The organism is Alteromonas gracilis (assembly GCF_036870955.2).
GTDB lineage: Bacteria > Pseudomonadota > Gammaproteobacteria > Enterobacterales > Alteromonadaceae > Alteromonas > Alteromonas gracilis_A.
This window is the reverse complement of the sequence record NZ_CP145482.2, coordinates 3,195,481-3,217,241: the sequence shown is the minus strand read 5'-3', so window position 1 is coordinate 3,217,241 and position 21,761 is coordinate 3,195,481. Positions and strand designations below refer to the sequence as shown.

The window sequence follows — 21,761 nt, the reverse complement described above, 5'->3', positions numbered from 1 at the left end:
AGCGCCCAAGATCTATGTTTTCTAATTATGTCGTTACCTTGATAAAACAAGGTTTGTCTCCTTTAACGTCATTGATCCTTCCGCCTGATGATGACAGTTTTCATCGTCGTCGCTTCGTTGATGAGCGTTCCGCATTGGCGTGGGCGCATAAATTCGTTCAAGATTTTGAGCAAGAACTCACAAGTCCCTAGGTTTATTGTCCGCAACAACTGCGTCACGTTCTCCCATAAGTTTATCATCACCTATGGTGCTGTCAGCTGCTGTCTCAAGTTCTGCTGCCGCGTTTATCTCTGCACCAATCAATACGACATACGCACTAATATAAAGCCACATTAAGAGAATGATGATCCCGCCCACTGAACCATAGGTTTCATCATATCGTGCAAATTCATCCAAATAGAATGAGAAGGCACTCGACGCTAGTATCCAAATCACTGTAGCGATAAATGAGCCTGGAGTTACCCAGCGCCACTTTGCAGATTTGCGGTTTGGCGCGTACTTATACAGTAAAGACAGGCATAAATTGAACAAGAGAAGCAAAGATGGCCATGTTATCCAGCTTGCATTTTGGGGGGCATTCTTCGACTCGTTACAGCACCCAATACTTCTGGCAAAAACGACACGCATACCAAGGCGATAATCAATACAGACAGCATTCGTAGGGTGCAAACAAGTCTAGCTATCAGTCCGGCCACAAAACCTCTACTTTGCGGCTCGATATAGGACACATTGCATGCCGTTATAAGCGCATTGCCGCCCTTGCTGCTACTCCATAATGAGAGCGCTAATGTGAATATGAACCCAAAGCCTAATGTGCTGGATGATTTTTGTGACAAAGAGGTCAAATGCTCATTGATAATATATCTGCTTTCACCCGGGATGACATTGATAAGAAGCTGCATGTGTTGGTGAAGTTGCTCTGCAGTTACTATCAAACCGTAAAGCGAAATTGTTGAAGCCATTAAAGGAAACGCAGCTAGTAGGAAGTAAAAAGCAGTACCAGCAGCGATGAGCCTGAAATGGGTTAGTTTATCTGCCAGTTGGCGCTGAGCACCTTTTGTAAAACCTTCATACTCCTTGTCTTTTTGACATTTTAAATTGCGTTAGTAAATTTCTTTTTTCTTTTTTAAATAAAATCAATGGCTTACTCTTCATGGTGATGGCTTGTTAGTTGCAAGAGCTATTGTTGGATTTCCGCCTATTACTTGGTTTCGAGAGGAGAGTGATATGAATGAACAGCACGCAGATAAAAAAGGCGTTATCGCGATAACTGGAGCATCTAGTGGCATTGGTGAAGCAACGGCAGAGCGTTTGGTTAACGAGGGCTTTAGTGTGGCGCTTATTGCCAGGACTGAAGCAAAACTTCTTCAGTTGGTAGAAAAATTGGGTGAAGGTTCTGCATATCCTTTTGTCGCCGATGTCAGTAATTATGAAGCACTAGAGCAGGCGTTTCAGGCAATAGAAAAACGTTTTGGACGCATTGACGGTGTTTTTGCTAATGCTGGCACTGGCGCGAGCTCATCTGGTATTGAGCAGGGAGAGGTAAAAGACTGGGACACGATGCTAGGCGCTAATGTAAACGGTCTGCTTTACACGGCTAAAGCCAGTTTACCGACACTTCGCAAAACACAGGGACATTTCATTATTACAAGTTCTGTTGCGGGGCGCGTCGCACTTAAAGGTTCGGTTTACGGTGCAAGCAAATGGTTTGCCTATGGTTTTGGTCTAAATCTAGCAGAGGAAATGCGTGAATGGGGCGGGCGTTGTACTACGATTTGCCCAGGTATGGTTAACACGCCATTTTTTGACGAACCTAAAGAAGAAAAGCTACAACCCGAAGATATTGCAAATGCTGTGGTGTTTGCGCTCAATGCGAGCGATTCATCTTGCGTGAGAGAAGTATACGTCATGCCTACCAAGTAACAGGCTGTTGCTTCACATCTTCTTCGGCCGCTATTTATCAATTTCATGAAGTAAGACAAATTCGTTAAATAAAGTGTTCCAATTTAAGGTGCCAGCCTAGTCTTTATGCATCGTTGTCGAAGTTAAAAAGCTTAAGTAAAACAGGAGAGCACCATGCCAAACGACTTTTCAGGAAAAACTGCTGTTATATCAGGTGCAGCAGGGGGAATTGGTCTTGCACTCGCAGGGGCACTCGCCGAGCAGGGCATGAATATTGTGATGGGCGATATTGACATAGATGCACTGAATGCCTCAGCAGAGCAATTGCGCAAGGACGGGCATAACGTCTTAACGTGTGCACTTGATGTGACCGACTACGCCCAATGGCAAGACATTGTTTCTCGTGCACAAGATACATTTGGCAAAGTACATATGGTTATCAATAACGCTGGGGTCGGTGGTACACCGGGAAAAATAGAGGATACAGAACACGAAACCTGGCGTTGGGTTATGGATGTCAATGTTATGGGTGTGCTTTATGGTACGCAGGCTTGTGTACCTGCCATTAAAGCGCATGGTGAAGGAGGCTGGGTACTTAATGTTGCTTCTATGGCAGGCATGATGGGCATGCCTTATGCCGGAGCATATTGCGCATCGAAAGCGGCAGTGGTTTCTATGTCAGAAAGCTGGTTTGCTGAGTTGCAGCCACACAATATTCACGTTTCTGTGTTGTGCCCAGCATTTGTTAAAACGCGAATTCATGAGTCGTATCGCAATCGCCAACAAAAATATGCAGTCGCATCAGACAAACCTGTAGACAAAGAAAAACTAAAAGCCGGTGCCCAAGCTGCCGCACGAGCTGTTGAGTCCGGTATTCCAGTAACCATGTTGGCTGAAAGAGTTATTGAAGCGCTACACTCAAAACAAACCTATATATACACGCACCCGAATTATCGCAAAGTGACAGCTAGGTCGCTTTAAAGCTATCGATAGTGCCTTTGCTGACGCAGAGAACAGCGATATTGTGGGTCACTTGGTTAACGACGATATTGTTACCTTTTAAACTATGTGGCGAAGTTCATACCTTGATTGTATGTGTAGGGTCGCCGTTGTTGTGAGAGCAACGGTGACCCTACACACTAAAATAGGCACACCTGCTCTCTAAAGTTGTTGCTGTGCTTGCTAGGGTTTTCGCTTTGTTTGTGGTGTTTAACGCCCGTTGAGATGTACTCTGGGCAAGCTCGTTAACACCAATGACAAGATTATTGATCTCTTTGGCAACCGCCGACTGCTCCTCGGAGGAAGACGCAATTTGTTGGTTCATCAAATCAATTTGCGTTATAGCGCCATTAATAATTTCAAATGCTTGTTGCGCATTGTCCGATGCCTCCCTTGTGTCTTGAGCTTTTTTAGTTGTCTCCAGCATCAAAGCTTTTGCTTTTTGGGTTTCAGCTTGAAGGTGTGTGAGCTTGCTTTGTATATCATCAGTACTGAGCTGAGTGCGCGATGCAAGTGTGCGCACTTCGTCGGCAACAACGGCAAATCCTCTACCTTGTTCGCCGGCTCTTGCGGCCTCAATTGCGGCATTCAATGCAAGTAAGTTAGTTTGCTCGGCAATTTCATTGATAGTGTTTAAAATGCTGCTCATGCCTTGTGCTTCGGTGGTGAGGCGTTCTACTGACAGGGACACGTCATCAATGTGAGAGATTAGTTGTGACAAGCTTTGTGCGCTATTTTCAATAGAATGACTGCCTGACAGCGTACTATTTTTGGCTTGTGAAGCACTGGAAGCTGCTTGCTGTGCGTTTTCATTTACATGTGAAATTGTCGTTGCCATTTGCTCCATCGCGGTCGCAATTTGGCTTAGTGTATCCATTTGTTTGTGTGCGCCAGAGGAAGTATCTGACGCCATATTCTCTAGCGATGAGGCAAGTGAGTTGACTGAGCCAGACGCACTATTGATATCATGAAGCACGCTTTTAAGTTCTGATGCCATTTTTGCAAGCGCTCGATAAATCCCTGACTTATTATCAACGGTTGTAGAGATGGCGTTTACCTGACCTTGCGCAACTTTTTCAGCAATGTGTTTTATTTCGTTGGGCTCGCCACCTACGGGCTTTAAAATTAAATTAGGAAATACAACGGCAATAAACGTGCAAATCACGGTTGCTAAAATGGCTATCGTTACAGCAAGGGTGGTTGATGTTTTGACCACGGCTAATACGTCTTGACCGAGTTCAGATTGAATCGTGGTTATTCGTTCTTTTGCAAGATCCAGCTTACTGGCCATGCGAGGGCCAATAACATTAAGTTCGTCACTAATGATACGATTTTTAATTTGAGTAATTTCTTGGGATGACAAGTCAGGATTATTGTCTGTTTCAACCAAACGTAAAAAAGACTGCTCGTAATCAGTGAAGTCATTTTGCATGTTGGCTATGTTGGCTAAATTTTCTTTATCGGTAAACTGACGCCTTGCTTGGCTTAACCTCTTGTCGACGGTATCAGCCCAGGTTTTAAAACTGTTTACATGGGTTTTACTGCTCTCTGAAAAATATTTGATCGCCTGAATTCGGGCCATCAACATGCCTTCCTGAACCTCTGAGATGATTACCGCGTTTGCTGTTTCGTGCTGAAACCCTTCAAAGGTATTTTGGGTAGTGTTTATACTGAGGAAGCTGACAACCGAGGTCGCTAACACTAATACCAAAACAAATACGAAAATAAGACGAAGCTGAAGTTTAAGACTAAGTTTTTTCATCGTTAACACTAAACCACAAAATCTATGTGGTTATTTCATTTGGATATATATTTATAGTCTAGACTTTAGTCTAATATTGTGGGTTTTATCTTTGTTAAAACTTTGTAATGTGACTAACCTTCGAGCACCAACGATAGTGCTTTTAAGCGCTGGATGGACGATAGTCGCTACTTAACCAAAATATTAAAAAGTAGTATTCGATAACTGAGCTTTCTTTTTGGTACGTTGGTCGTACGAGCGATTGCAACTTAATGAAAATATAAGTAATGCTATAAAGTCACACAATTGGATCCTAACAATACAAAACACACTGGATAATAATAATGAACAAGCTCCTTAAAGCGGCGGTAGCAGTGTCGATGGCACTCTCAATGCCAGTAATGGCAGACAAGTCAGACAAAGAAACCGTTTTCAATAGCTCAACATTTGAAGCAATGGAATTAAGAAGCATCGGACCTACTTACATGTCAGGCCGTATTGCTGATATAGCGGTTGACCAAAATAACCCATCTACTTGGTACACGGCAGTAGGTTCAGGCGGTGTATGGAAAACCACTAATGCTGGAACCACGTGGACGCCTATCTTCGACAAACAGGCTGTGTATTCAACAGGCGACGTTACCATTGCCCCGAGTAACTCAAATATCGTATGGGTGGGTACGGGTGAAAACAACGGTGGTAGACACATCAGTTTTGGTGACGGTGTTTATAAGTCAACGGACGGCGGCCAAACTTGGAAAAACATGGGCTTGAAAAAGTCGGAGCATATTTCTGACATTATTATCCATCCTACTAACCCCAACATTGTGTGGGTGTCAGCACAAGGTCCTCTTTGGACTGAGCGGAGGCGAGCGTGGTCTATATAAAACGACCGACGGCGGTGAAACCTGGACACATGTACTGAAAGGCGCTGATGAGTGGACTGGCGTAACGTCATTACTCATCGACCCGCGCAACCCGGATAAGCTTTACGCGGCGACATGGTCTCGCCAGCGTACTATTGCTGCTTACGTGGGGACGAATGAAGGTGCTGGTATTCATACTTCTGATGATGGCGGCGAGACATGGACAGAGCTTAAAACCTACCTTCCAAGCGGTAACATGGGTAAAATAGGTATGGCGATATCGCCAATGAACCCAGATGTGCTTTACGCCACAATTGAAACAGATAACCGCAAAGGTGGTTTTTACCGCTCTTCCGATCAAGGTGCAAGTTGGACAAAAATGTCTGACGAAGTGGGCGGTGGAACTGGCCCTCATTATTATCAAGAAATCTTTGCAGACCAGCACCAGTTTGACCGCGTCTATATTGCTAGTAACTACAGCAAGGTGTCAGATGATGGCGGTAAGACATGGACGCCAATTAATACCAAGCGTAAGCACGTAGACGACCATGCCATGGCATTCCACCCAACAGACCCTGATTTCGTTCTAATGGGCTCTGATGGTGGCATTTACATGTCGCACGACAGAATGGCGAATTGGCGTTACATGGCTAACTTACCACTGACTCAGTTCTACAAAGTAGCGCCTGATGACGGCAAGCCTTTCTACACTGTGTACGCAGGTGCTCAGGATAACTCAACGCAAGGCGGCCCTTCTCGTACCAACAGAGAAGAAGGGATTAAAAACAAAGATTGGTTCCTAACACTAGGCGGTGACGGGCATCAGCGGCTGTTGAGCCAGGCAACCCAGATATTATGTACTCTCAGTGGCAGCAAGGTAATTTGGTAAGGGTTGACCGCACCAATAAAGATGGGGTTTACATTAAGCCACAGCCACTGCCAGGCGACCCTGCTGAGCGTTTTAATTGGGACGCGCCAATCAATGTGTCGGCACATGATCCTAAGCGCATTTATTTCGCTTCACAGCGTGTATGGCGAAGTGATGACCGCGGTGACAGCTGGACGCCTATTTCAAAAGACCTAACCCAAAACAAAAACCGTATGCACATGCCTATGATGGGCAGAACCTGGTCGGTTGAAGCGGGCTGGGACCTATACGCAATGTCTGAATTCCACACCATTGCTAACTTTGCTGAAAGCCCAGTTGATGAAAACATTCTATGGGTGGGTACCGACGACGGTATCATCCAAGTCACGACTGACGGTGGCAAGAGCTGGAAGAAAATTGAACTTGATGACATTCGCGGTATTCCAGCTACTGCATATGTAAATGATATTCGTGCCGACCTGTATGATCCTAACACTGTGTATGTGGCACTTGATAACCACAAGTATGGTGACTATAAGCCGTATCTGATCAAGTCGACAAACCTAGGTAAAAAGTGGACTTCATTGGCCGACGATTTACCTGAAAAGCACTTAGTATGGCGAATTGTTCAAGACCACGTGAATAAAGACTTAATGTTCATTGGTACTGAATTCGGAATTTTCTTTACTGTTGATGGTGGTAAAGACTGGGTTGAACTAGATGGTGGTATGCCAACTATCTCTACACGCGACGTTAAAATTCAGCGCCGCGAGAACGACTTAGTCGCGGGTACATTTGGTCGTGGTATATATATTCTTGATGACTATGCACCACTTCGCCAGTTGACTAAGAAGTCAATGGAACAAGATGCGCTGTTATTTGCGCCAAGTCGCCCTGTTAAGTGGTTCCAGTTAGACAGTAACCATACCGATTCTGACGGTGATGATCGCTATGTTGCTGAGAACCCTGAGCATGGTGCAACGCTGACTTATTATCTAAAAGAAAGTTTGATGACAGCGAAGGATAAGCGTAAAGAAGCAGAGAAGAAGCTACTTGACGATGAAAAGTATCCTAAATATCCGAGCTGGGAAGCGGTTGAAGCTGAACTTGAAGAGTTAGAGCCTGCTGTTTACTTGGAAATTCGTGATGCAAATGGAGACATTGTTAACCGTGTTGACGGTAGCACTAAGAAAGGTCTGCATCGCGTAACGTGGGAAATGGATTACGCATTGACGACCCCTGTTACCAAGAAAGACGGCAGCAATAGCGGCTTTATGGCATTGCCAGGTACATATACCGCGACTTTGTTTAAACGTGAGGGAGCAGAGGTATCTCAGCTAGCTGATCCAGTAGAGTTCGTTTTAGAGTCTATCTACCCGGGCGCACTGGAAGGGCCTTCTGCGCAAGATATCAAGGCGTTCCAAGCGTCACTTGATAAGGCACAAAAGCGAGCCATGTCTTCAACTGCAGTGTTAAAGCAGCTAGAGAGCACAATGGAACTGCTTCGCGTGGCGATATCGCGTACACCGAGCAATGTGGCAGATCTTGAAGCCAAGTATGCGACCATTAAGCGCGAAATTCACGACGTGAATAACGTACTTTACGGTCTTGAAGCGCGCAATCGCAAAGGGGCTAAACCGGCTAATGTAATGAGCCGCCTTGGTTACGCGCGTTCTGCGTTGTGGTCTTCTTACGGCCCAACGCAGCAGCACAAAGACCAACTTGGCTATGCCAGTGAAGGTTTGGCAGAGGTGAGCGCACGTATCAGCGCGCTTCAGCAAAATGCCGTACCTGCGTTACAGCAGTCAGTAGTAGATCAAGGTGGTCCTTGGACTACAGGTCTTACTGTAATCGCTGAGTAATAGCGAAAATGATAGAAAACGGCAGACTTAGTTCTGCCGTTTTTTGTTTTTCGGTAAACTAGTCACCAGACCCTTTTATCTGCGTTACGTTATTAAAGTTAAGTTATCCAGTTTGTTTAGATTTACTATTGCCTTTTGCAGTGTCGCGCTGTGCACTCATACCTTTGCGACGACAGATACCATTATTGAACGATACACAGTGACGTCTGAGCGCGCGTTTTACGACGACACTCTAGAGCGTATATTCCCTCAATACCGATACCACCAAGCCAATATTGTTACGCCAAACCATATCAACGATATATTGCTGCAGTCCCCTTCGGTGAACCTTAATGGCCAGGGTGGGCAACTGCAAAATATCAATATAAGGGGGTTTTCTCGCTGGCGTGTGCAGTCGCTTCTTGATGGCGTACCTGTTATTAGTGATCGCAGGGCGGGTTCGAGCGTTGGGTTTGTTCCGCCGTCGTTAATTGAGAGTGTGTCAGTTGTGCCTGGGGCAACGTCAACTTACCTTGGATCGGGTGCTATAGGTGGTGCGGTAAATTTGCACTTTGGTGATTTCATTGAACCTCACGTCCGGTTGAGCTTGAGTGACAACCAGCATATGCAGGAATATAGCTATGCAGATGCGTTGGGTAGCATGGACTGGCATGTTTCTCATCGCCACGGGGCAAACGGCGAAGATGCAAACGGTCGTGAGCTTTTTGACGGTTTTGAGCAAACCTCATTCTTCCTCCGTCATCGGTCAGAAGACAGTGCAGTAGAAGAAGCGTGGGCACTCTATTCAGATAATCGTGATATCGGTAAATCAAGCAGTGACTTTCCAAACGATAGAATAACTATTTACCCCCAAAATAAGCACTTTTTAGGAAAATTGCGCTTTTCATTATCAGGCGATGACCAAGGCAATAATGATATTGATGTTGGTGTGAAGGGAAGCGTGTGGTGGCATCACAATACCCTTGATACGAATACGCTGAGGCCAGAGCAACGCATTAATGAGAGCAACAGCGAAGCGCTGGACTTTGGCGCGAGCATTGGAAGTAAAGCATTAGTTGGACACTGGCTAACGAATTGGCAGCTTCAAATGAATTCTCGAGAAGGGGTAATAACAGATGAACGTGAGTTTTCATTGCCTTCGGAGTCTTTGGCGTACGACATTCGTACACTTGACGCCAGTGAACTAAACCTTGCGGGAGTGTTAGATGCAAGCCGCACCTTTGAGTCTATCTCCATTGCAGGTGGAGGGCGAGTAGATTGGCAGCAGCAATCGCACTTATCTAATGATGTTACTAATACCAACGTCAGTGCATTCGCGGGGGTGAGCTATGCAATCTCATCACGCTTTAGCGCAAGTGTTTACTTATCCAGTGCGTTTAGAAACCCGTCATTAACTGAACGTTTTTTCAATGGGGAAACGCCTCGTGGCACGGTGCTTGGCGATACTACGCTTGCCACAGAAAAAGCAACCAATGTTCAAGCGACGTTGTATTTTTCAGATGACGCGTTTACTGGCTCAATAGAGCTGTTTCACCAACGCATAAATGACTACATCGAAAGAAAAAACGTTGTAGATTCGACAGGAGAAGATACAGATACCCTTCAGTATCAAAATCTAGATAGCGCCACAATTGAAGGCGTGACCTATCAACTTGCATGGCGACCTTCGCAAAGCCCATGGGGGGCCCAAATAGCAGGTGCATGGACGCAGGGTGAAGACGATGATGATGTTCCCGTTGCTGATATTCCCGCGCATAATCAACGATTGACGGTAAGCTACGACAAACAGCAATGGCGATGGTTCGGCTCTGTCATTTATCGCGCGAGCAAGCGGGATGTAGCTGACGGAGAACGCCCTCTTGATAGCGTTACTACTCTAGATATGGGCATTACACTCGCACTATCACCGCGCCTAACGGTAAACACAAGTATTCAAAATGTATCCAATCAGCTCTTTTACGCAAGTACTGACGATAGAGCCGCTTTTGCGCAAGGACGACGAATACAGCTAGGCGCTACGCTATTATTGTGATCATCGTTAACGATTGAGTTGATAGTAACGTTTTTTATATTTGCTCTTTAGTGTGGTGTACAGCATTACCAACCCTGTTAGCCAGAGTATAAAGAGCACAATTGCAACAGGTAAAAATAACCAGAGTTTTGCACCTTCAAAAAACCAGCTACCATCGTGAATGGCCTCAATGGTGTCGGTACGGCGATAGGCAACCTGCAGCACTTCAGCCGTGCTCGCGTTTATCTGTACTTCCCAGTGATTACGCCCTCTTATTTTTATGATGCCTTTGCTTGGGCGAACGTCGAGGCGGTCAATATCATCCCATGTTTGAATGTTAGCCTGCGGCACTTTTTGTACAGCTTGAAGCACATCGTCAAAGCTCATAGATGGCGCTGCACTCTGCAGCTTTTGGGTAGGAGGCTGGATCCAGTCGAATTCTTTTTTTACCTGCAGCAATAAACCGCTGCCGATAACAATCACAACAGGGATAAAAATGACTAAAGACAACCACAAATGCAGGCTGCGGCTTAATCTTCGAAGCGTTGAGGACATGTAATACTACCTTAAATAACCGCAACTACTATAAGGCAAAACCAAGTTTGAGTAAAAATTCTAGTCGGTAAAGCGCAGTAAATCGTCGTTCTAGTTCATTTGCACTAAGGTATTGCTGGGTGGTTGAAATGCAGACGAGTATCACAAGTGAGTGAGACCACTGACGCTGTAACGGTAAGCGTCCCTATATGCTGCCATAACGCGCTATCAACGCCAGCCTCAATTTCATCAGCCGCGTGTATTTCCCATTTGATTTCATGGTTAGGGTAATGCGACACATTGAGTTCTTCTCGAAAGTCGTCTTTATCGACATACACGGTGTCTGGTGAAGGGATGAGTTTTAGCCAGTGGGGCGCGTAAAAAGAGGGGGCTTCAGTCTTTTGAGTACTTACTGGTGCATTGCGCACATCTACTTTTCCTAAGTGTGAAACCGGTCTAAACCTCGCGTTAGCCCTATCTTTGCTGAACAATTGGTCGGCTTGTTCTAAGTCGCTTTCCAAACGGTAAGCTGTCAGCAATTGGCTAAATGGCGGTAATTCACCCAGTGCAGGTTCATTTGTCATGGCTAAACGCAAAACTTGCTTTGTTTTTGTGCCACCCAGAGAGTGCATAACAAAAAGGTTCTCTGTCGATATGCCATCTGCATGCGAGCCTGGAAACAGCTTTATTGCCATGCCAAAGGCTCTTTTGTCTTTTTGCTTTGTGCCGCTTAAGCTAACCGAGGCCCGCACTATAACCGGTGCGTTGGTGCTACTGGCATAAAGCCCTGAATAAGGACTATCGTTTGCTATACGCCAAGTCCCCGCAAAACAAATACCGTTTGCCTGCAGCAGCTTTTGTTTGGTTTCTAATTCAACAAAATCAGCGTTACTCGACAGCGTGCGCTTTGCGTGTTTCAAAAGAATGTTTTCTCTGCCTTTGTCAAAGAGGTCGCGGCTCACTTCATACTGTGGAAGAAAAGGGTAAGGGTCTGAAAACACTTCTTGTACAGCGTGGTCATAATAACGCTCTGTCGCGTCTTTCGACTGGCTATTCGTCGACGAGCTGCAGTAAAAATGTGTAATCAGCAGCGTAAAAAAACACCAAGCAGTGAAAGAATTTCTCATAGTAAAAGGTCTTTTTGATTATGTTGCAGTTTTTAAAGGCGCTTCGTCATGGCGTGTTCACCAGTTAAAACAAGAGAACAACAACTGGCCCATACCAAACAACGCATGGGTGAACATTTCACTCCTAATCAGTTACTTGGGCGCACACATACCATAGGGTGCGTTGCTGTAGAAATCACACAAAAGTGTAATCTAGATTGCACCTTATGCTATTTGTCTGAACATTCGCAAGCGGTTCGTGATATTCCTATTCAGGAAGTTTTTCAACGGCTAGACAATATCCTTTTGCACTATGGGCCGGGCACTAGTGTGCAAATTACAGGTGGCGACCCTACGTTGCGCAAGCACAGCGAGCTTATAGATATTGTGGCTTATGCAAACAAGCTTGGTTTGCATACGGCGCTATTTACCAACGGTATTGAAGCCTCTCGAGCGCTGTTAAGAAAACTCGCCAAAGCAGGGCTTAACGATGTTGCTTTCCATGTCGATACCACGCAAGAGCGAAAGGGGTATGACGACGAGCGCTCACTTAATGCCATAAGAGAAGAATACATTGCCCGCGCAAAAGGGTTGGGCTTAATGGTCATTTTTAATACCACAGTTCACAACGGCAACTTTGGAGAATTACCCATGCTGGTGGACTTTTTCGTTCGACACGCTGACTCGGTGAGTTTTGCTTCACTTCAGCTACAGGCTGAAACTGGGCGAGGAGAGTGGGGGCTAGAAACGATGTGGTAGACCCCTTAACGATTAAAGGCGCAATTGAAAGTGCAATTAATAAGTCTCTTCCTTGGGAAAAGGTACGCATTGGTCACAGTGATTGTCATAGTTATATGCCCACGTTGGTCTCAAACAACACGGTGTATTCTGTGGTTGATGATGCTGCACTGTTCGCCCAATTTATAGAAGACTTTAAGCATATTCAAACGACTCGACAGGATGGCACGTTGCGCATCATTGCAGACTACTCCAAGGCATTGCTGGCGCAACCGCGGTGGATTGGTCGCCTGACAAAAGCTGCGTGTAAAAAACTTTTTGAAATGCGTTCTAGCCTCATATGTAGTGCGGGCAAAGTGCATAAATTGTCTTTTTTTGTTCAGAATTTCATGGATGCCAAGGGGCTGGTTAAGGAACGCGTTGATGCCTGTTCTTTTATGGTTATGACCGCAGATGGACCTGTATCAATGTGTCAGCACAATGCACAGCGTGACGACTACATTTTAAAGCCGCTTTCCTATACTAATGCCAGAGGCCAGGTTAAGCAGTACAAACCGTTGAGCGAACGTTACAAACGCGAGCGTTATAACGATGAAAACATTATTCCAATAACCGTTCTTAGTGGCGATTCGCCAACAGCTGTGTCAAAAGACACCAATGAGAGCACGCAACAAACACATTTTACCGGGGAAAAAGCCCTATGATTAAACCTTACGAAACATCGTCATGGTCTAAAGTCGCCTTCAAAGTATCGACATCATTTTTACTTTTCTTGTCTCTCACACTGGTTTACTTGCTTCCGGCATCAAACGTTAGTGTTGCCGCTTCAAATGATACTGCTTTGCAAATGAAGCAAGACTATCAAAAAGCACTAGAGGGCTGGGCCTATGTGCTTAAAACTTACGTAGATGACCAAGGACGAACAAATTTTAAAGCGTTATCAAAGGACATGGCAAAGCTTGAAAATGTCGTTTCATTTATTGGCGCGGTGAGCCCTAGCAATACGCCTTCATTGTTTCCAACACCTGAAGCTGTGCTGGCTTACCATATCAATAGCTACAATGCATTGGCGATGTACGGGGTTATTGAACGAGATATACCGGATGGCTTTACCAGCTTTTTTCTCGGGCTAGCTTCTTTAAGTTTCGCGATGTTGTTATTGGTGGCAACGAGACGAATTTATACGACTACGAGAATGACGTGATTCGCCCACTTAATGAGCCTCGTGTTCACTTCGCGCTTAACTGCATGGTAAAAGACTGTCCAAGGTTACCTCAAGAGCCGTTTTATGCCGATAATCTAGATGAGGTGCTTGAAAGTTTAACAGTGGAGTTCTTTGCTAAACCTAAGCATTTTTATTTAGATCATAAAGCAAAACGTGCCTATATTTCTGAAATACTCGACTTTTACACAGAAGACTTTGTCGACTCTGGCAAAGCGCGAGATTTACCGCAGTACATTAATCGATACCTTACAACGCCTATACCGAGCGACTATCAAGTACGCTTTATTGACTATGACTGGCACATTAACTCAACAGACACCATAAATGCGTATAATTCTGAAGTAGAGGGTGAAGGTGGCAGTAAAAGCGAAGAAAAGGCAATAACGCTTTACAGCTCAACGTCGCCAACGACGGTACTAGAAGTCTACACCTCACAAGGTTGCAGCAGCTGCCCGCCTGCTGAAAAATGGTTGTCGACAATGGTGGATAATACCTCTCTGTGGCAGTCACTCGTACCTATTAACTTTCACGTGGACTACTGGGATTACTTGGGTTGGAAAGACCCGTTTGCTAAAAGCGCGTTTAGCATGAGGCAGCGCGATTACAAACGCGTGGGAAAATCAAAAACAGTAGGTACACCAGGCTTCGCGCTTAATGGCAAAGGGTGGAACGGTTGGTTTAGAGGACAGCCAATACCTCAACGTGTACCTATGTTAGCGGGACACTTGGAGGCTGAGGTAGGAAACAATCAGATAGACACCCTGTATGTTAAATCGAAGGATGCGTTTGAAGAAAGTGACTTAGTCGCACACGCGGCGTTATTAGGGTTTGGTGTTAAAACCTCTGTAAAGCGCGGTGAGAATGCAAACAGGGTCTTGAGTCATGACTTTGTGGTTATTGATTATGTCAAAGCACCCATGGGTGAATTAGAGGGAAAGCACGGTGCATCACTTCCTATTCCTGAAAATGACGATGTTAAAACCACGAGACGAGCATTAGTGCTATGGGTGTCCGCGCGACAAGATCCAACGCCATTGCAAGTCGCGGCCGACTGGTATTAAGCATTGCCTTAGTCTTAACCTTGATCTTAACCTTAACCTGCAATAGCCGTATCGAAGGGCTGTGCTACACTGTATAATCACATTTTGATTATCCCTTCACATTTCTACTATTCATAGGCTATTCATGATCCACAACGATGTTCTACGTCGCTTGCGCTACGCACTTGCCATTAACGACACCGCAGCCATTAGCATATTTAAACTTGTCGATTACGACATGGAGATGGACTATTTGCATGCCGTAATGAAAAAAGAGGGTGAACCTGGCTATCTGCCGTGTCGAGACAAGATTATTTCATTGTTCCTCGACGGGCTAATTGTGAAAAATCGCGGAAAACAAGAAGGCAGCGAACCTCGCGTTTTAGATGCAGGTGAGCGCTTGAGTAACAACGAAATTTTAAGAAAAATCCGTATCGCCTTGAGCTACAAAGATGACGATATGATTGATGCGCTAAAAAGGGCGGACTTCCGTATCAGTAAAGGCGAGTTATCAGCGTTTTTTAGAAAACCGGATCATCGCAACTTTAAACCTGCTGGTGACCAAGTTGTGCGCAACTTGTTGCAGGGAATGGTGAAAAAGTACCGTCCTGAGGCATCAGGCAATAGAAATAGCAAAAGTAATACTGGCGCAAGCACGCTCAGAAAAGAAGCCAAGGGTAAGCCGTCTCGTGATAATGCTTCTTGTAGCAAAGAGAACCATCGCCAAGGTTCAAAGCCCGCAAACCGCGATGGGGCGAAGGCAAATTCGGTGTGGGGAAAGATCACCAAACCCACTCGGTGAACTGGTAAGCACCGCATCCACGAGATAGAAACAACGACGTAATAGTACTAAATAAAGGAGTTGCAAGTATGAGTCGACACTTTGATAACGCCGAAGGGTTGTGTGAAGAGAAAGACAACGCAACGCAAGGGTTTGTATTTAATCAAACCATGCTGCGTATAGCCGACCCCAAACGTTCATTGGATTTTTATACCCGCGTCATGGGAATGACACTCATAAAACGCTTAGATTTTGCAGAAATGCAGTTCAGTTTGTATTTTCTTGCGGCAGGCGATGACTTCTCTGATATTAGTCGCGATGATGCAGACCGCACACAGCAAACGTTTGGTCGGCCCGCCATGTTAGAGCTAACCCACAATTGGGGAGATACTCCCGATTCTATTCAATATCACAATGGTAATAGCGAACCCAAAGGGTTTGGCCATATTGGTTTTCATGTGCCTGACGCTGAAGCCGCTTGTGCGCGCTTCTCATCGCTGGGCGTTCCCTTTCAAAAAGGACTTAACGACGGTGCAATGAAAGGCATAGCGTTTATTAAAGACCCTGATGGTTACTGGATAGAAATTTTTAATGCGTCACGGGTGGCCGATACTTGTGCGCCACATATTCAAAAATAGATTTTGAAAAAAACACTAAAAGGAGCTTCAGCTCCTTTTAGTATTCTTACTACTAAATCAATGTTTTACATTTTTGATGATGCGTTTGCATTCAACGGTTCTGGCGCAAGTTTAAAGTCGAGCTGAACGAGCAGACCCTGTTGCCTTACCCCTTTACCATTATTAATCGCTGGCTTGTATTCCCATTGTTTAAAGGCTGCCAGTGCATTTTTGTCAAAGACACCTTTTGGTGAAGACTGTACAACTTGTATATTGTCAGTCGCGCCGGTTTCAGTAATATCGAACTCTAATACCACATAGCCTTCAATGTTTTCTTCAATCGCTTTTTCAGGGTAATTGGGCTCTATGCGTTTTGTCGGCCAGGCCTCGTTTATTTTAGCGGAAGCTTTTTTTATTTCAGCTTGAGGTGCGTTGGCTAGTACCGTATTTGCCATGAAAAGTGTCGCAATTGATAACGCTGCGGCTGCTATCAATCGATTACCACTTGCGGGCTGTTTAATTGCGTTAAGGCGTTTCATCATAGTTGTTTTTTCTCCAAACGTTGGGTACAGGGTTATGTTTTTTGAACACGCTTCGGCGCATTGCACTAGCGCTTTGGCGTAAGTGATTCTTTCAACTTCAGATTTGTTTTTTAGAACGTGGTAGTCACACGCTAGCTCTTGGTTGATACGAAACGATTTAAGTGCCAGCCATATTAGCGGGTTGAACCAGAACATAGCAGCTAGCACTAGGGCCAAGGTATTCCAAACGTGATCAAACTGCTTTTGATGCATGGTTTCATGTTCAAGCACTAATGATTGCTGAGATTGGCTGAAAACTGACTTGAACGAGTAGGGCAGTAATACCTTAGGTGCGATAAAGCCGAACAGCATTGGGGTTGCGGCTTTACTGGAATAGTAGGCGTCAGTATGAATCGCTTTTTGGCGACTTATCGAGTGCCATGTGTAAAAGTGATGAACCAGTATAAAGGATGTTATCGCACTTGCTCCTATCGCCCATACGCTAAATAGAATATTGATGTCGTTGCTAGCGATGTTGGGTGTCATACCAACAACAAAGCGGGTTATTGAGGTTGACTCAACGGCGACAATGTCAAAAGGAAGGTTATTGGCAATAAGTGTCAAAGGGACGAGCAACCACAACGCGTAGGTCCCTACGGCGCCCATTCGTTTCGTTAAAAAGCGTTCTGCCAAAAGAAGAAAAAGCAAAGCTGCACTTAACACACCCTGTTGTGCAATGAGCCAATCAGTCATTGTCTTTCTCCCACTCTTCGATAAGCGCTTTTAAGTCCTGTACGTCTTGTTTCGAGAGCGAATTCTGGTTTGCAAAACCAGCAACCATAGGGGCGATTTTTCCTTTGAAAAGGCGGCTTACAAAACTGTTGGTTTCTTGTTTGGCGTACTCTTCCCTGGCAATGAGCGGGTAATACAAATACTGGCGCTGTTGTTTTTCAAAGCTAACGACTTCTTTTTTTACCAATCTGCCAAGCAGTGTTTTTACGGTTTTCTCGTGCCAATCTTTGCGCTTATTCAGTCGCTCAATAACTTGATTTGAGGTGGCTGGGCTGCCCTCCCACAATGCATCTAGCACGTCAAATTCAGCATTGGAGATATCATTCTTCTGCGTTTTTGCATTCATTTTGTGTACACCAATAGGATGATTACAAATGTAGTCTTGATTTAAGATTACACTTGTAATTAGTTTTTGCAAGTTTTGTTTGCATGTTTTTTAGGCTTTAGGGGGTGCAGTATTTCTGCCGCCCTGACGTTTTTCAGACGCAGGGCGCAGAGCCACGAATTGAGAGAGAGGTTATTTGCACGATATAGAGAAGAAGTCCTCAGGTTTTGATACTTCAAACTTGGGGAGCAGCGTTGTTATTTTTTCAAAATATGGTTGCTGATTGAGCTTTTTTTCGAGCATTAATCGCTGGTGATGGGGGAGAAACTCGTAGCCGTTTTCTTTAAAGTAACTGGCGAAAAGTGCATTGTCAGTATCATCAAACGCAAAGCTGTTGCCGCCCGTTGTTGTTAGCTCACTGTACCCCAGTAGGAAAAAGTAAAGCGGGTCGAATAAGGCTTTATCTTTGACATCTATCTTACTTTTTAACGCATTGAATAGTTCAAACTTCCCATCATAGGCGAGTTGATTCAACGCCATGTAACTTGTTGGATGATCATCAAAATCTAGTATGTCCAGCCAAAGCGTAGCGCTACGCTGTGACAGTAAAACTTGTTTGGCTTCCATACTTACAGGCTCAGGGAGCAAACCTAGCACTCACCATAAGTGTTTTAACTTCTTCTTCGCTGTAAGCTGGGTTTTCTAGGTAACCGTCTGCGATAAGGGCAATCACAATAGCACGCTCATCTTTGGTGAGTTCAGGGATAGGTAACTCGCTTGGCAATACATCAAAAAGCGATTGGCCTTTTGATGAAAGCTGCACCTTTATATCTCTCACTGCGTTTTGTACTGCACTTGACTGCCCCACAAAGTCCCCGGTGTTTTCGTTCACGTTACACAAAGCAAACTCGAATGAATCTACTGCTTTTTGTGTCAGTGGTGTAGGCGAAAACGATTGCCACTCGCTTTGGCTGTATCGCCGAGACGCCAGCCATTTTTTAGGTGCCCTGCATTGTTCGTATTTTTCTTCTATAGCGCCTTGTGCAGGCGTGTTTGCTACGAGGTCAAGTTCTACCACCGTGGGCTTTAAGTCTTCCAACTTTGTGTAGTCAATGTTGATGCCTAGCGCATTAAGCTTTGATGCTGCTGCACTCGCATATGCAGGTCCAAACATGGTAAGCATGTCTTCTAACACTATGGTGGCGTTTTCTTTTTGCAGAAGTTCCACTATGCGCTGGAGGCGGCCTTTATCCGGCTCGTTAGCGATAGATTGATATAAACTACTCAACAAGGTTGAGATAAAGCGGTTCAAATACTTGCTGTCTTGAATAACGGCTGATGGGTAGAGCTCAATAAGTGTAATAGACAAGTCGTAATAGTGAAGCTCCAACGCGCTTTTTATTAGGCCTTTTACAGGCGAAAGTAGCGGGTCGTGCAATAACTGCGCTAGCGTATATGAGCCAATGCGCTATCCACAATGGAAAGAATGTCGTCCAGTTCGCGTTTCTCAGAGATCGCCTGATTGATAGATCTAAGGTCGACATTGGTGAAAAGTTGCTCTACTCGTACATTAAATTGTTGATATGCACCAGACTCGATAGCATCGTGAAATTCGTTAATTTCTTGCGCGACAAAAGGCGCAGGGCTTAAACTCTCTATGGCTAATTTGTGCCGTTTGGTTGCTTCATAAAAAGCCATGGTGTCGTACCATTGTTGTGCGGTAAATGCCGTGACGTCCAGCCAAATTGCATCAGCAATCTTTTCTTTGGGTTCTCCCGCCAAGTATGCGTTCATCGCAGCTTGCATTGCCAATTCACTGCGTTTTTGCAAATCTGTGCGGCGTTCTTCGTCAACGGCTTCGCATTGGTCGTAGGTTAGTGTGGTTTCAGGAAATGGCGTGATGTTGGGTTTAGTCCCTTTTTGACTATGGACTTCATCTATTTTGCCTGTTTCAGTCGCGTGCTCATTTTTAGACACTTGCAAAGCAGTTGGGCTTTCAGCGTTTTTGTGAAAAGCAAGGTAGGCTGTTGCGATAAGGCATGCTATGAGCCCAAATCCTATTAGTATTTTCATTGTAATATCCATATTTTCAATAGCGTTGGGCACACTAAAGTTGTTGGTAAATGAAGTCAAGTTAAGCTGACTGTGTCCTTTTAAATCGCCAAGTTCTTCACACCATCTGCACATTTTCTGCACATTTGTTGGTTACTCTATTTTCATGATGTGTAATGAGCAGGTGTGAGTCATGAATTCAAATAAATTAGCAGTATGGTTGTTTGTTTTGACAGGCGTTGTCGGATTAACAGGCTGCGGTGGTAGCACAAGCGATAGTATTGACGATAGCGCGTCCACCGTTGTTGATGATACGCCTGATGAAACAGAGACGGATACGGATACTGGAGGCCAAGACACAGTCTCTACCGAGGGTGTGATGTGTGACTATAGCAACGACACCTATAATGATTCTTCGTCAGTTCAGGCATATAGCACGGCGTATTGGTCATGCTCTAACGGTTTCCGTGACCTATCAGCAAACGGCATACCTGATCATGAAGTAGGAACGTTTCCCAACGCGAACAACCCTAATGCCATTGAAGAGGTGGGGGTATCTGAATCGTTTACGCTTACACCTAGGTTGAGGGTACAAGCGCAACCGAATTGGGCGGTCCACGCGGGGTTATTGCCTATATGCTCAATGGCGTGAAAGTGGATGCAGGTACAGGAGGAAGTTGTGATGATAGTGGCGCGACATGTTCACTTGGCGATCCGAGTTACGGTTGGAGCATTGAGGCGCTAGGCCAATCGTATTTTGATTTCGGGACCGATGAAAACAACGCCCATGTGCAACCAGGCGGCGCTTATCACTATCACGGTATGCCTGAAGGGCTAGTGGCACTTCGAGGAGGAAGTTCTAATACCATGACGCTTATTGGGTGGGCAGCTGACGGATTCCCTGTTTATGCGCGTTATGGCTATAGCGACCCTCTTGATGAAACCTCTGAAATTGTTGAAATAAAAGGGAGCTATCAGCTAACCAGCCAAGTGAGTGCTTCACGACCTTCAACAGACCTTTACGCCTTAGGAACGTTTTCTCAAGACTGGGAATATGTAGAGGGTAGCGGTGACTTGGATGAATGTAACGGGCGGTTTGGCGTTACTCCAGAGTTTCCAGAAGGCATATTTCACTACTTCGCAACTGATACCTATCCCTACTTTCAACGTTGTATTTCGGGAGTGCAGTAGCAATGAAAGCCTATTTATTCAGTAAAATACAGAGCCGTGTAAGTCTCGTTTTAGGTGCAGCCTTGGCAGCTATGCTTTCTCCCTTTGCCAGCGCACATTACATGGTCGCCCAAAAAGGGACGCTTAACCTTGTTGATGGCGACATCTATATGGTGTTGTCAGTGCCCGTTGCTGCGTTTACCAATGATGTTGTGGTGCTTGACACCGATGCCAATGGAAAGGTCGATATGATTGAGTTTAACCGCGCCCGTCAGGCGATAAAAAATCATGTACTCAACAACGTTTCGCTTGTGAATAACACTCAAAATAATGCTGATTACGACAAAGAGGGTTTTGAAATAATGGGGCTTCAAATTATTCCTGAGCTTTCTCATGACGAACAGCAAATTGTTATCACGGGAAAATATGAAGTTAAGCAAAACAGCTTTAATACATTAGGTTTTTCAATGTCTCTTTTTGGTGATTCTAGGGTAGAGAAGCGCTTTGAATTGGCGGTGTCAGATAAGAAGCACAATATACGTAATACTTATGTAATGACACCGAATTCGTCAATGCAGGTACTTAATTAAAGAAGCCGCTTACAAGATCAG

25 protein-coding genes and 1 pseudogene are annotated in these 21,761 nt (G+C 45.0%); 16 read left to right on the top strand and 10 right to left on the bottom strand.

Annotated elements, in window-relative coordinates:
- Positions 1 to 14 precede the first annotated feature (14 nt).
- Entirely contained in the window at positions 15 to 191 is a 177-nt protein-coding gene (locus V6N89_RS15565) for a hypothetical protein (RefSeq protein ID WP_338518351.1), read from the top strand.
- Here the strand turns inward: V6N89_RS15565 and V6N89_RS15560 are convergent.
- Together V6N89_RS15560 and V6N89_RS15555 are read right to left on the bottom strand one after the other, a co-directional pair.
- The gene (locus V6N89_RS15560) at positions 178 to 627 is read right to left on the bottom strand and encodes a YihY/virulence factor BrkB family protein (protein ID WP_338518350.1); all 450 of its coding nucleotides are present in this window, start codon (positions 625 to 627) and stop codon (positions 178 to 180) included. The two genes, V6N89_RS15565 and V6N89_RS15560, sit on opposite strands and share 14 nt — an antisense overlap.
- Positions 552 to 962, bottom strand: a complete 411-nt coding sequence (locus V6N89_RS15555) for a YhjD/YihY/BrkB family envelope integrity protein (RefSeq protein ID WP_338518349.1) — start codon at positions 960 to 962, stop codon at positions 552 to 554. Before V6N89_RS15555 ends, V6N89_RS15560 begins: the two co-directional genes overlap by 76 nt.
- A gap of 265 nt (positions 963 to 1,227) precedes the next feature.
- On the opposite strand from V6N89_RS15555, the gene V6N89_RS15550 reads away from it, so the two are divergent.
- Positions 1,228 to 1,923 (top strand): SDR family oxidoreductase, encoded by a 696-nt coding sequence (locus V6N89_RS15550; protein WP_338518348.1) that lies wholly within the window; start codon positions 1,228 to 1,230, stop codon positions 1,921 to 1,923.
- Positions 1,924 to 2,076: 153 nt separating this feature from the next.
- A pseudogene (locus tag V6N89_RS15545) lies at positions 2,077 to 2,965 on the top strand (SDR family NAD(P)-dependent oxidoreductase).
- Positions 2,966 to 3,034: 69 nt separating this feature from the next.
- Here the strand turns inward: V6N89_RS15545 and V6N89_RS15540 are convergent.
- A complete protein-coding gene (locus V6N89_RS15540; protein WP_346992919.1) occupies positions 3,035 to 4,663 on the bottom strand; it encodes a methyl-accepting chemotaxis protein in 1,629 nt (542 codons plus the stop codon).
- 323 nt (positions 4,664 to 4,986) lie between these two features.
- Between V6N89_RS15540 and V6N89_RS15535 the strand changes: the two genes are divergently transcribed.
- From V6N89_RS15535 to V6N89_RS15520, 4 genes are all read left to right on the top strand, one after another.
- Positions 4,987 to 5,529, top strand: coding sequence for a WD40/YVTN/BNR-like repeat-containing protein (locus V6N89_RS15535; RefSeq protein WP_346992918.1), 543 nt, complete (start codon positions 4,987 to 4,989; stop codon positions 5,527 to 5,529).
- Positions 5,468 to 6,397, top strand: a complete 930-nt coding sequence (locus V6N89_RS15530; protein ID WP_346992917.1) for a WD40/YVTN/BNR-like repeat-containing protein — start codon at positions 5,468 to 5,470, stop codon at positions 6,395 to 6,397. The genes V6N89_RS15535 and V6N89_RS15530 overlap by 62 nt, the downstream gene beginning before the upstream one ends.
- Positions 6,364 to 8,238: a hypothetical protein gene (locus V6N89_RS15525; protein ID WP_346992916.1), complete on the top strand. Its 1,875-nt coding sequence runs from the start codon at positions 6,364 to 6,366 to the stop codon at positions 8,236 to 8,238. The genes V6N89_RS15530 and V6N89_RS15525 overlap by 34 nt, the downstream gene beginning before the upstream one ends.
- Positions 8,239 to 8,350: 112 nt before the next feature.
- On the top strand, positions 8,351 to 10,270 hold the full coding sequence (locus V6N89_RS15520; RefSeq protein ID WP_338518340.1) for a TonB-dependent receptor plug domain-containing protein: 1,920 nt from the start codon (positions 8,351 to 8,353) through the stop codon (positions 10,268 to 10,270).
- A 6-nt stretch (positions 10,271 to 10,276) separates the two neighbouring features.
- On the opposite strand, the gene V6N89_RS15515 is transcribed toward V6N89_RS15520, so the two are convergent.
- Positions 10,277 to 10,804 (bottom strand): PepSY domain-containing protein, encoded by a 528-nt coding sequence (locus tag V6N89_RS15515; protein WP_338518339.1) that lies wholly within the window; start codon positions 10,802 to 10,804, stop codon positions 10,277 to 10,279.
- 104 nt (positions 10,805 to 10,908) lie between these two features.
- A complete protein-coding gene (locus tag V6N89_RS15510) occupies positions 10,909 to 11,910 on the bottom strand; it encodes a hypothetical protein (protein ID WP_346992915.1) in 1,002 nt (333 codons plus the stop codon).
- Between the two features lie 48 nt (positions 11,911 to 11,958).
- Here V6N89_RS15510 and V6N89_RS15505 point away from each other — a divergent pair, with 48 nt between their 5' ends.
- The 6 genes from V6N89_RS15505 to gloA all read left to right on the top strand — a co-directional run bounded on the left by V6N89_RS15505 (position 11,959) and on the right by gloA (position 16,311).
- Positions 11,959 to 12,648 (top strand): radical SAM protein, encoded by a 690-nt coding sequence (locus V6N89_RS15505; protein WP_346992914.1) that lies wholly within the window; start codon positions 11,959 to 11,961, stop codon positions 12,646 to 12,648.
- A complete protein-coding gene (locus tag V6N89_RS15500) occupies positions 12,624 to 13,331 on the top strand; it encodes a hypothetical protein (protein WP_346992913.1) in 708 nt (235 codons plus the stop codon). The genes V6N89_RS15505 and V6N89_RS15500 overlap by 25 nt, the downstream gene beginning before the upstream one ends.
- Positions 13,328 to 13,831 (top strand): hypothetical protein, encoded by a 504-nt coding sequence (locus V6N89_RS15495; RefSeq protein WP_346992912.1) that lies wholly within the window; start codon positions 13,328 to 13,330, stop codon positions 13,829 to 13,831. Before V6N89_RS15500 ends, V6N89_RS15495 begins: the two co-directional genes overlap by 4 nt.
- A complete protein-coding gene (locus V6N89_RS15490; protein WP_346993812.1) occupies positions 13,786 to 14,913 on the top strand; it encodes a DUF1223 domain-containing protein in 1,128 nt (375 codons plus the stop codon). The genes V6N89_RS15495 and V6N89_RS15490 overlap by 46 nt, the downstream gene beginning before the upstream one ends.
- 124 nt (positions 14,914 to 15,037) lie before the next feature.
- A complete protein-coding gene (locus V6N89_RS15485) occupies positions 15,038 to 15,694 on the top strand; it encodes a DUF1456 family protein (RefSeq protein WP_346992911.1) in 657 nt (218 codons plus the stop codon).
- A 68-nt stretch (positions 15,695 to 15,762) separates the two neighbouring features.
- Positions 15,763 to 16,311 carry a lactoylglutathione lyase gene (gloA, locus tag V6N89_RS15480; protein ID WP_338518334.1) on the top strand — a complete coding sequence of 183 codons (549 nt, stop codon included), beginning with the start codon at positions 15,763 to 15,765 and terminating at the stop codon, positions 16,309 to 16,311.
- A 65-nt stretch (positions 16,312 to 16,376) separates the two neighbouring features.
- Here gloA and V6N89_RS15475 read toward each other — a convergent pair whose 3' ends face one another.
- From V6N89_RS15475 to V6N89_RS15455, 5 genes are all read right to left on the bottom strand, one after another.
- Positions 16,377 to 17,564, bottom strand: a complete 1,188-nt coding sequence (locus V6N89_RS15475) for a M56 family metallopeptidase (RefSeq protein ID WP_346992910.1) — start codon at positions 17,562 to 17,564, stop codon at positions 16,377 to 16,379.
- Positions 17,557 to 17,949: a BlaI/MecI/CopY family transcriptional regulator gene (locus tag V6N89_RS15470; protein ID WP_338518332.1), complete on the bottom strand. Its 393-nt coding sequence runs from the start codon at positions 17,947 to 17,949 to the stop codon at positions 17,557 to 17,559. The genes V6N89_RS15475 and V6N89_RS15470 overlap by 8 nt, the downstream gene beginning before the upstream one ends.
- A gap of 171 nt (positions 17,950 to 18,120) precedes the next feature.
- Positions 18,121 to 18,555 (bottom strand): hypothetical protein, encoded by a 435-nt coding sequence (locus V6N89_RS15465; RefSeq protein ID WP_338518331.1) that lies wholly within the window; start codon positions 18,553 to 18,555, stop codon positions 18,121 to 18,123.
- 10 nt (positions 18,556 to 18,565) lie between these two features.
- Positions 18,566 to 19,366 (bottom strand): hypothetical protein, encoded by an 801-nt coding sequence (locus V6N89_RS15460; RefSeq protein WP_346992909.1) that lies wholly within the window; start codon positions 19,364 to 19,366, stop codon positions 18,566 to 18,568.
- Between the two features lie 8 nt (positions 19,367 to 19,374).
- Entirely contained in the window at positions 19,375 to 20,001 is a 627-nt protein-coding gene (locus V6N89_RS15455) for a hypothetical protein (protein WP_346992908.1), read from the bottom strand.
- Between the two features lie 172 nt (positions 20,002 to 20,173).
- Between V6N89_RS15455 and V6N89_RS21810 the strand changes: the two genes are divergently transcribed.
- The 3 genes from V6N89_RS21810 to V6N89_RS15445 are packed head-to-tail and all read left to right on the top strand — an operon-like array spanning position 20,174 to position 21,740.
- Positions 20,174 to 20,632 (top strand): hypothetical protein, encoded by a 459-nt coding sequence (locus tag V6N89_RS21810; RefSeq protein WP_431189736.1) that lies wholly within the window; start codon positions 20,174 to 20,176, stop codon positions 20,630 to 20,632.
- On the top strand, positions 20,587 to 21,171 hold the full coding sequence (locus tag V6N89_RS21805; RefSeq protein WP_431189735.1) for a YHYH protein: 585 nt from the start codon (positions 20,587 to 20,589) through the stop codon (positions 21,169 to 21,171). Before V6N89_RS21810 ends, V6N89_RS21805 begins: the two co-directional genes overlap by 46 nt.
- Positions 21,172 to 21,173: 2 nt before the next feature.
- Positions 21,174 to 21,740 (top strand): hypothetical protein, encoded by a 567-nt coding sequence (locus tag V6N89_RS15445; RefSeq protein ID WP_338518328.1) that lies wholly within the window; start codon positions 21,174 to 21,176, stop codon positions 21,738 to 21,740.
- Positions 21,741 to 21,761: the final 21 nt, after the last annotated feature.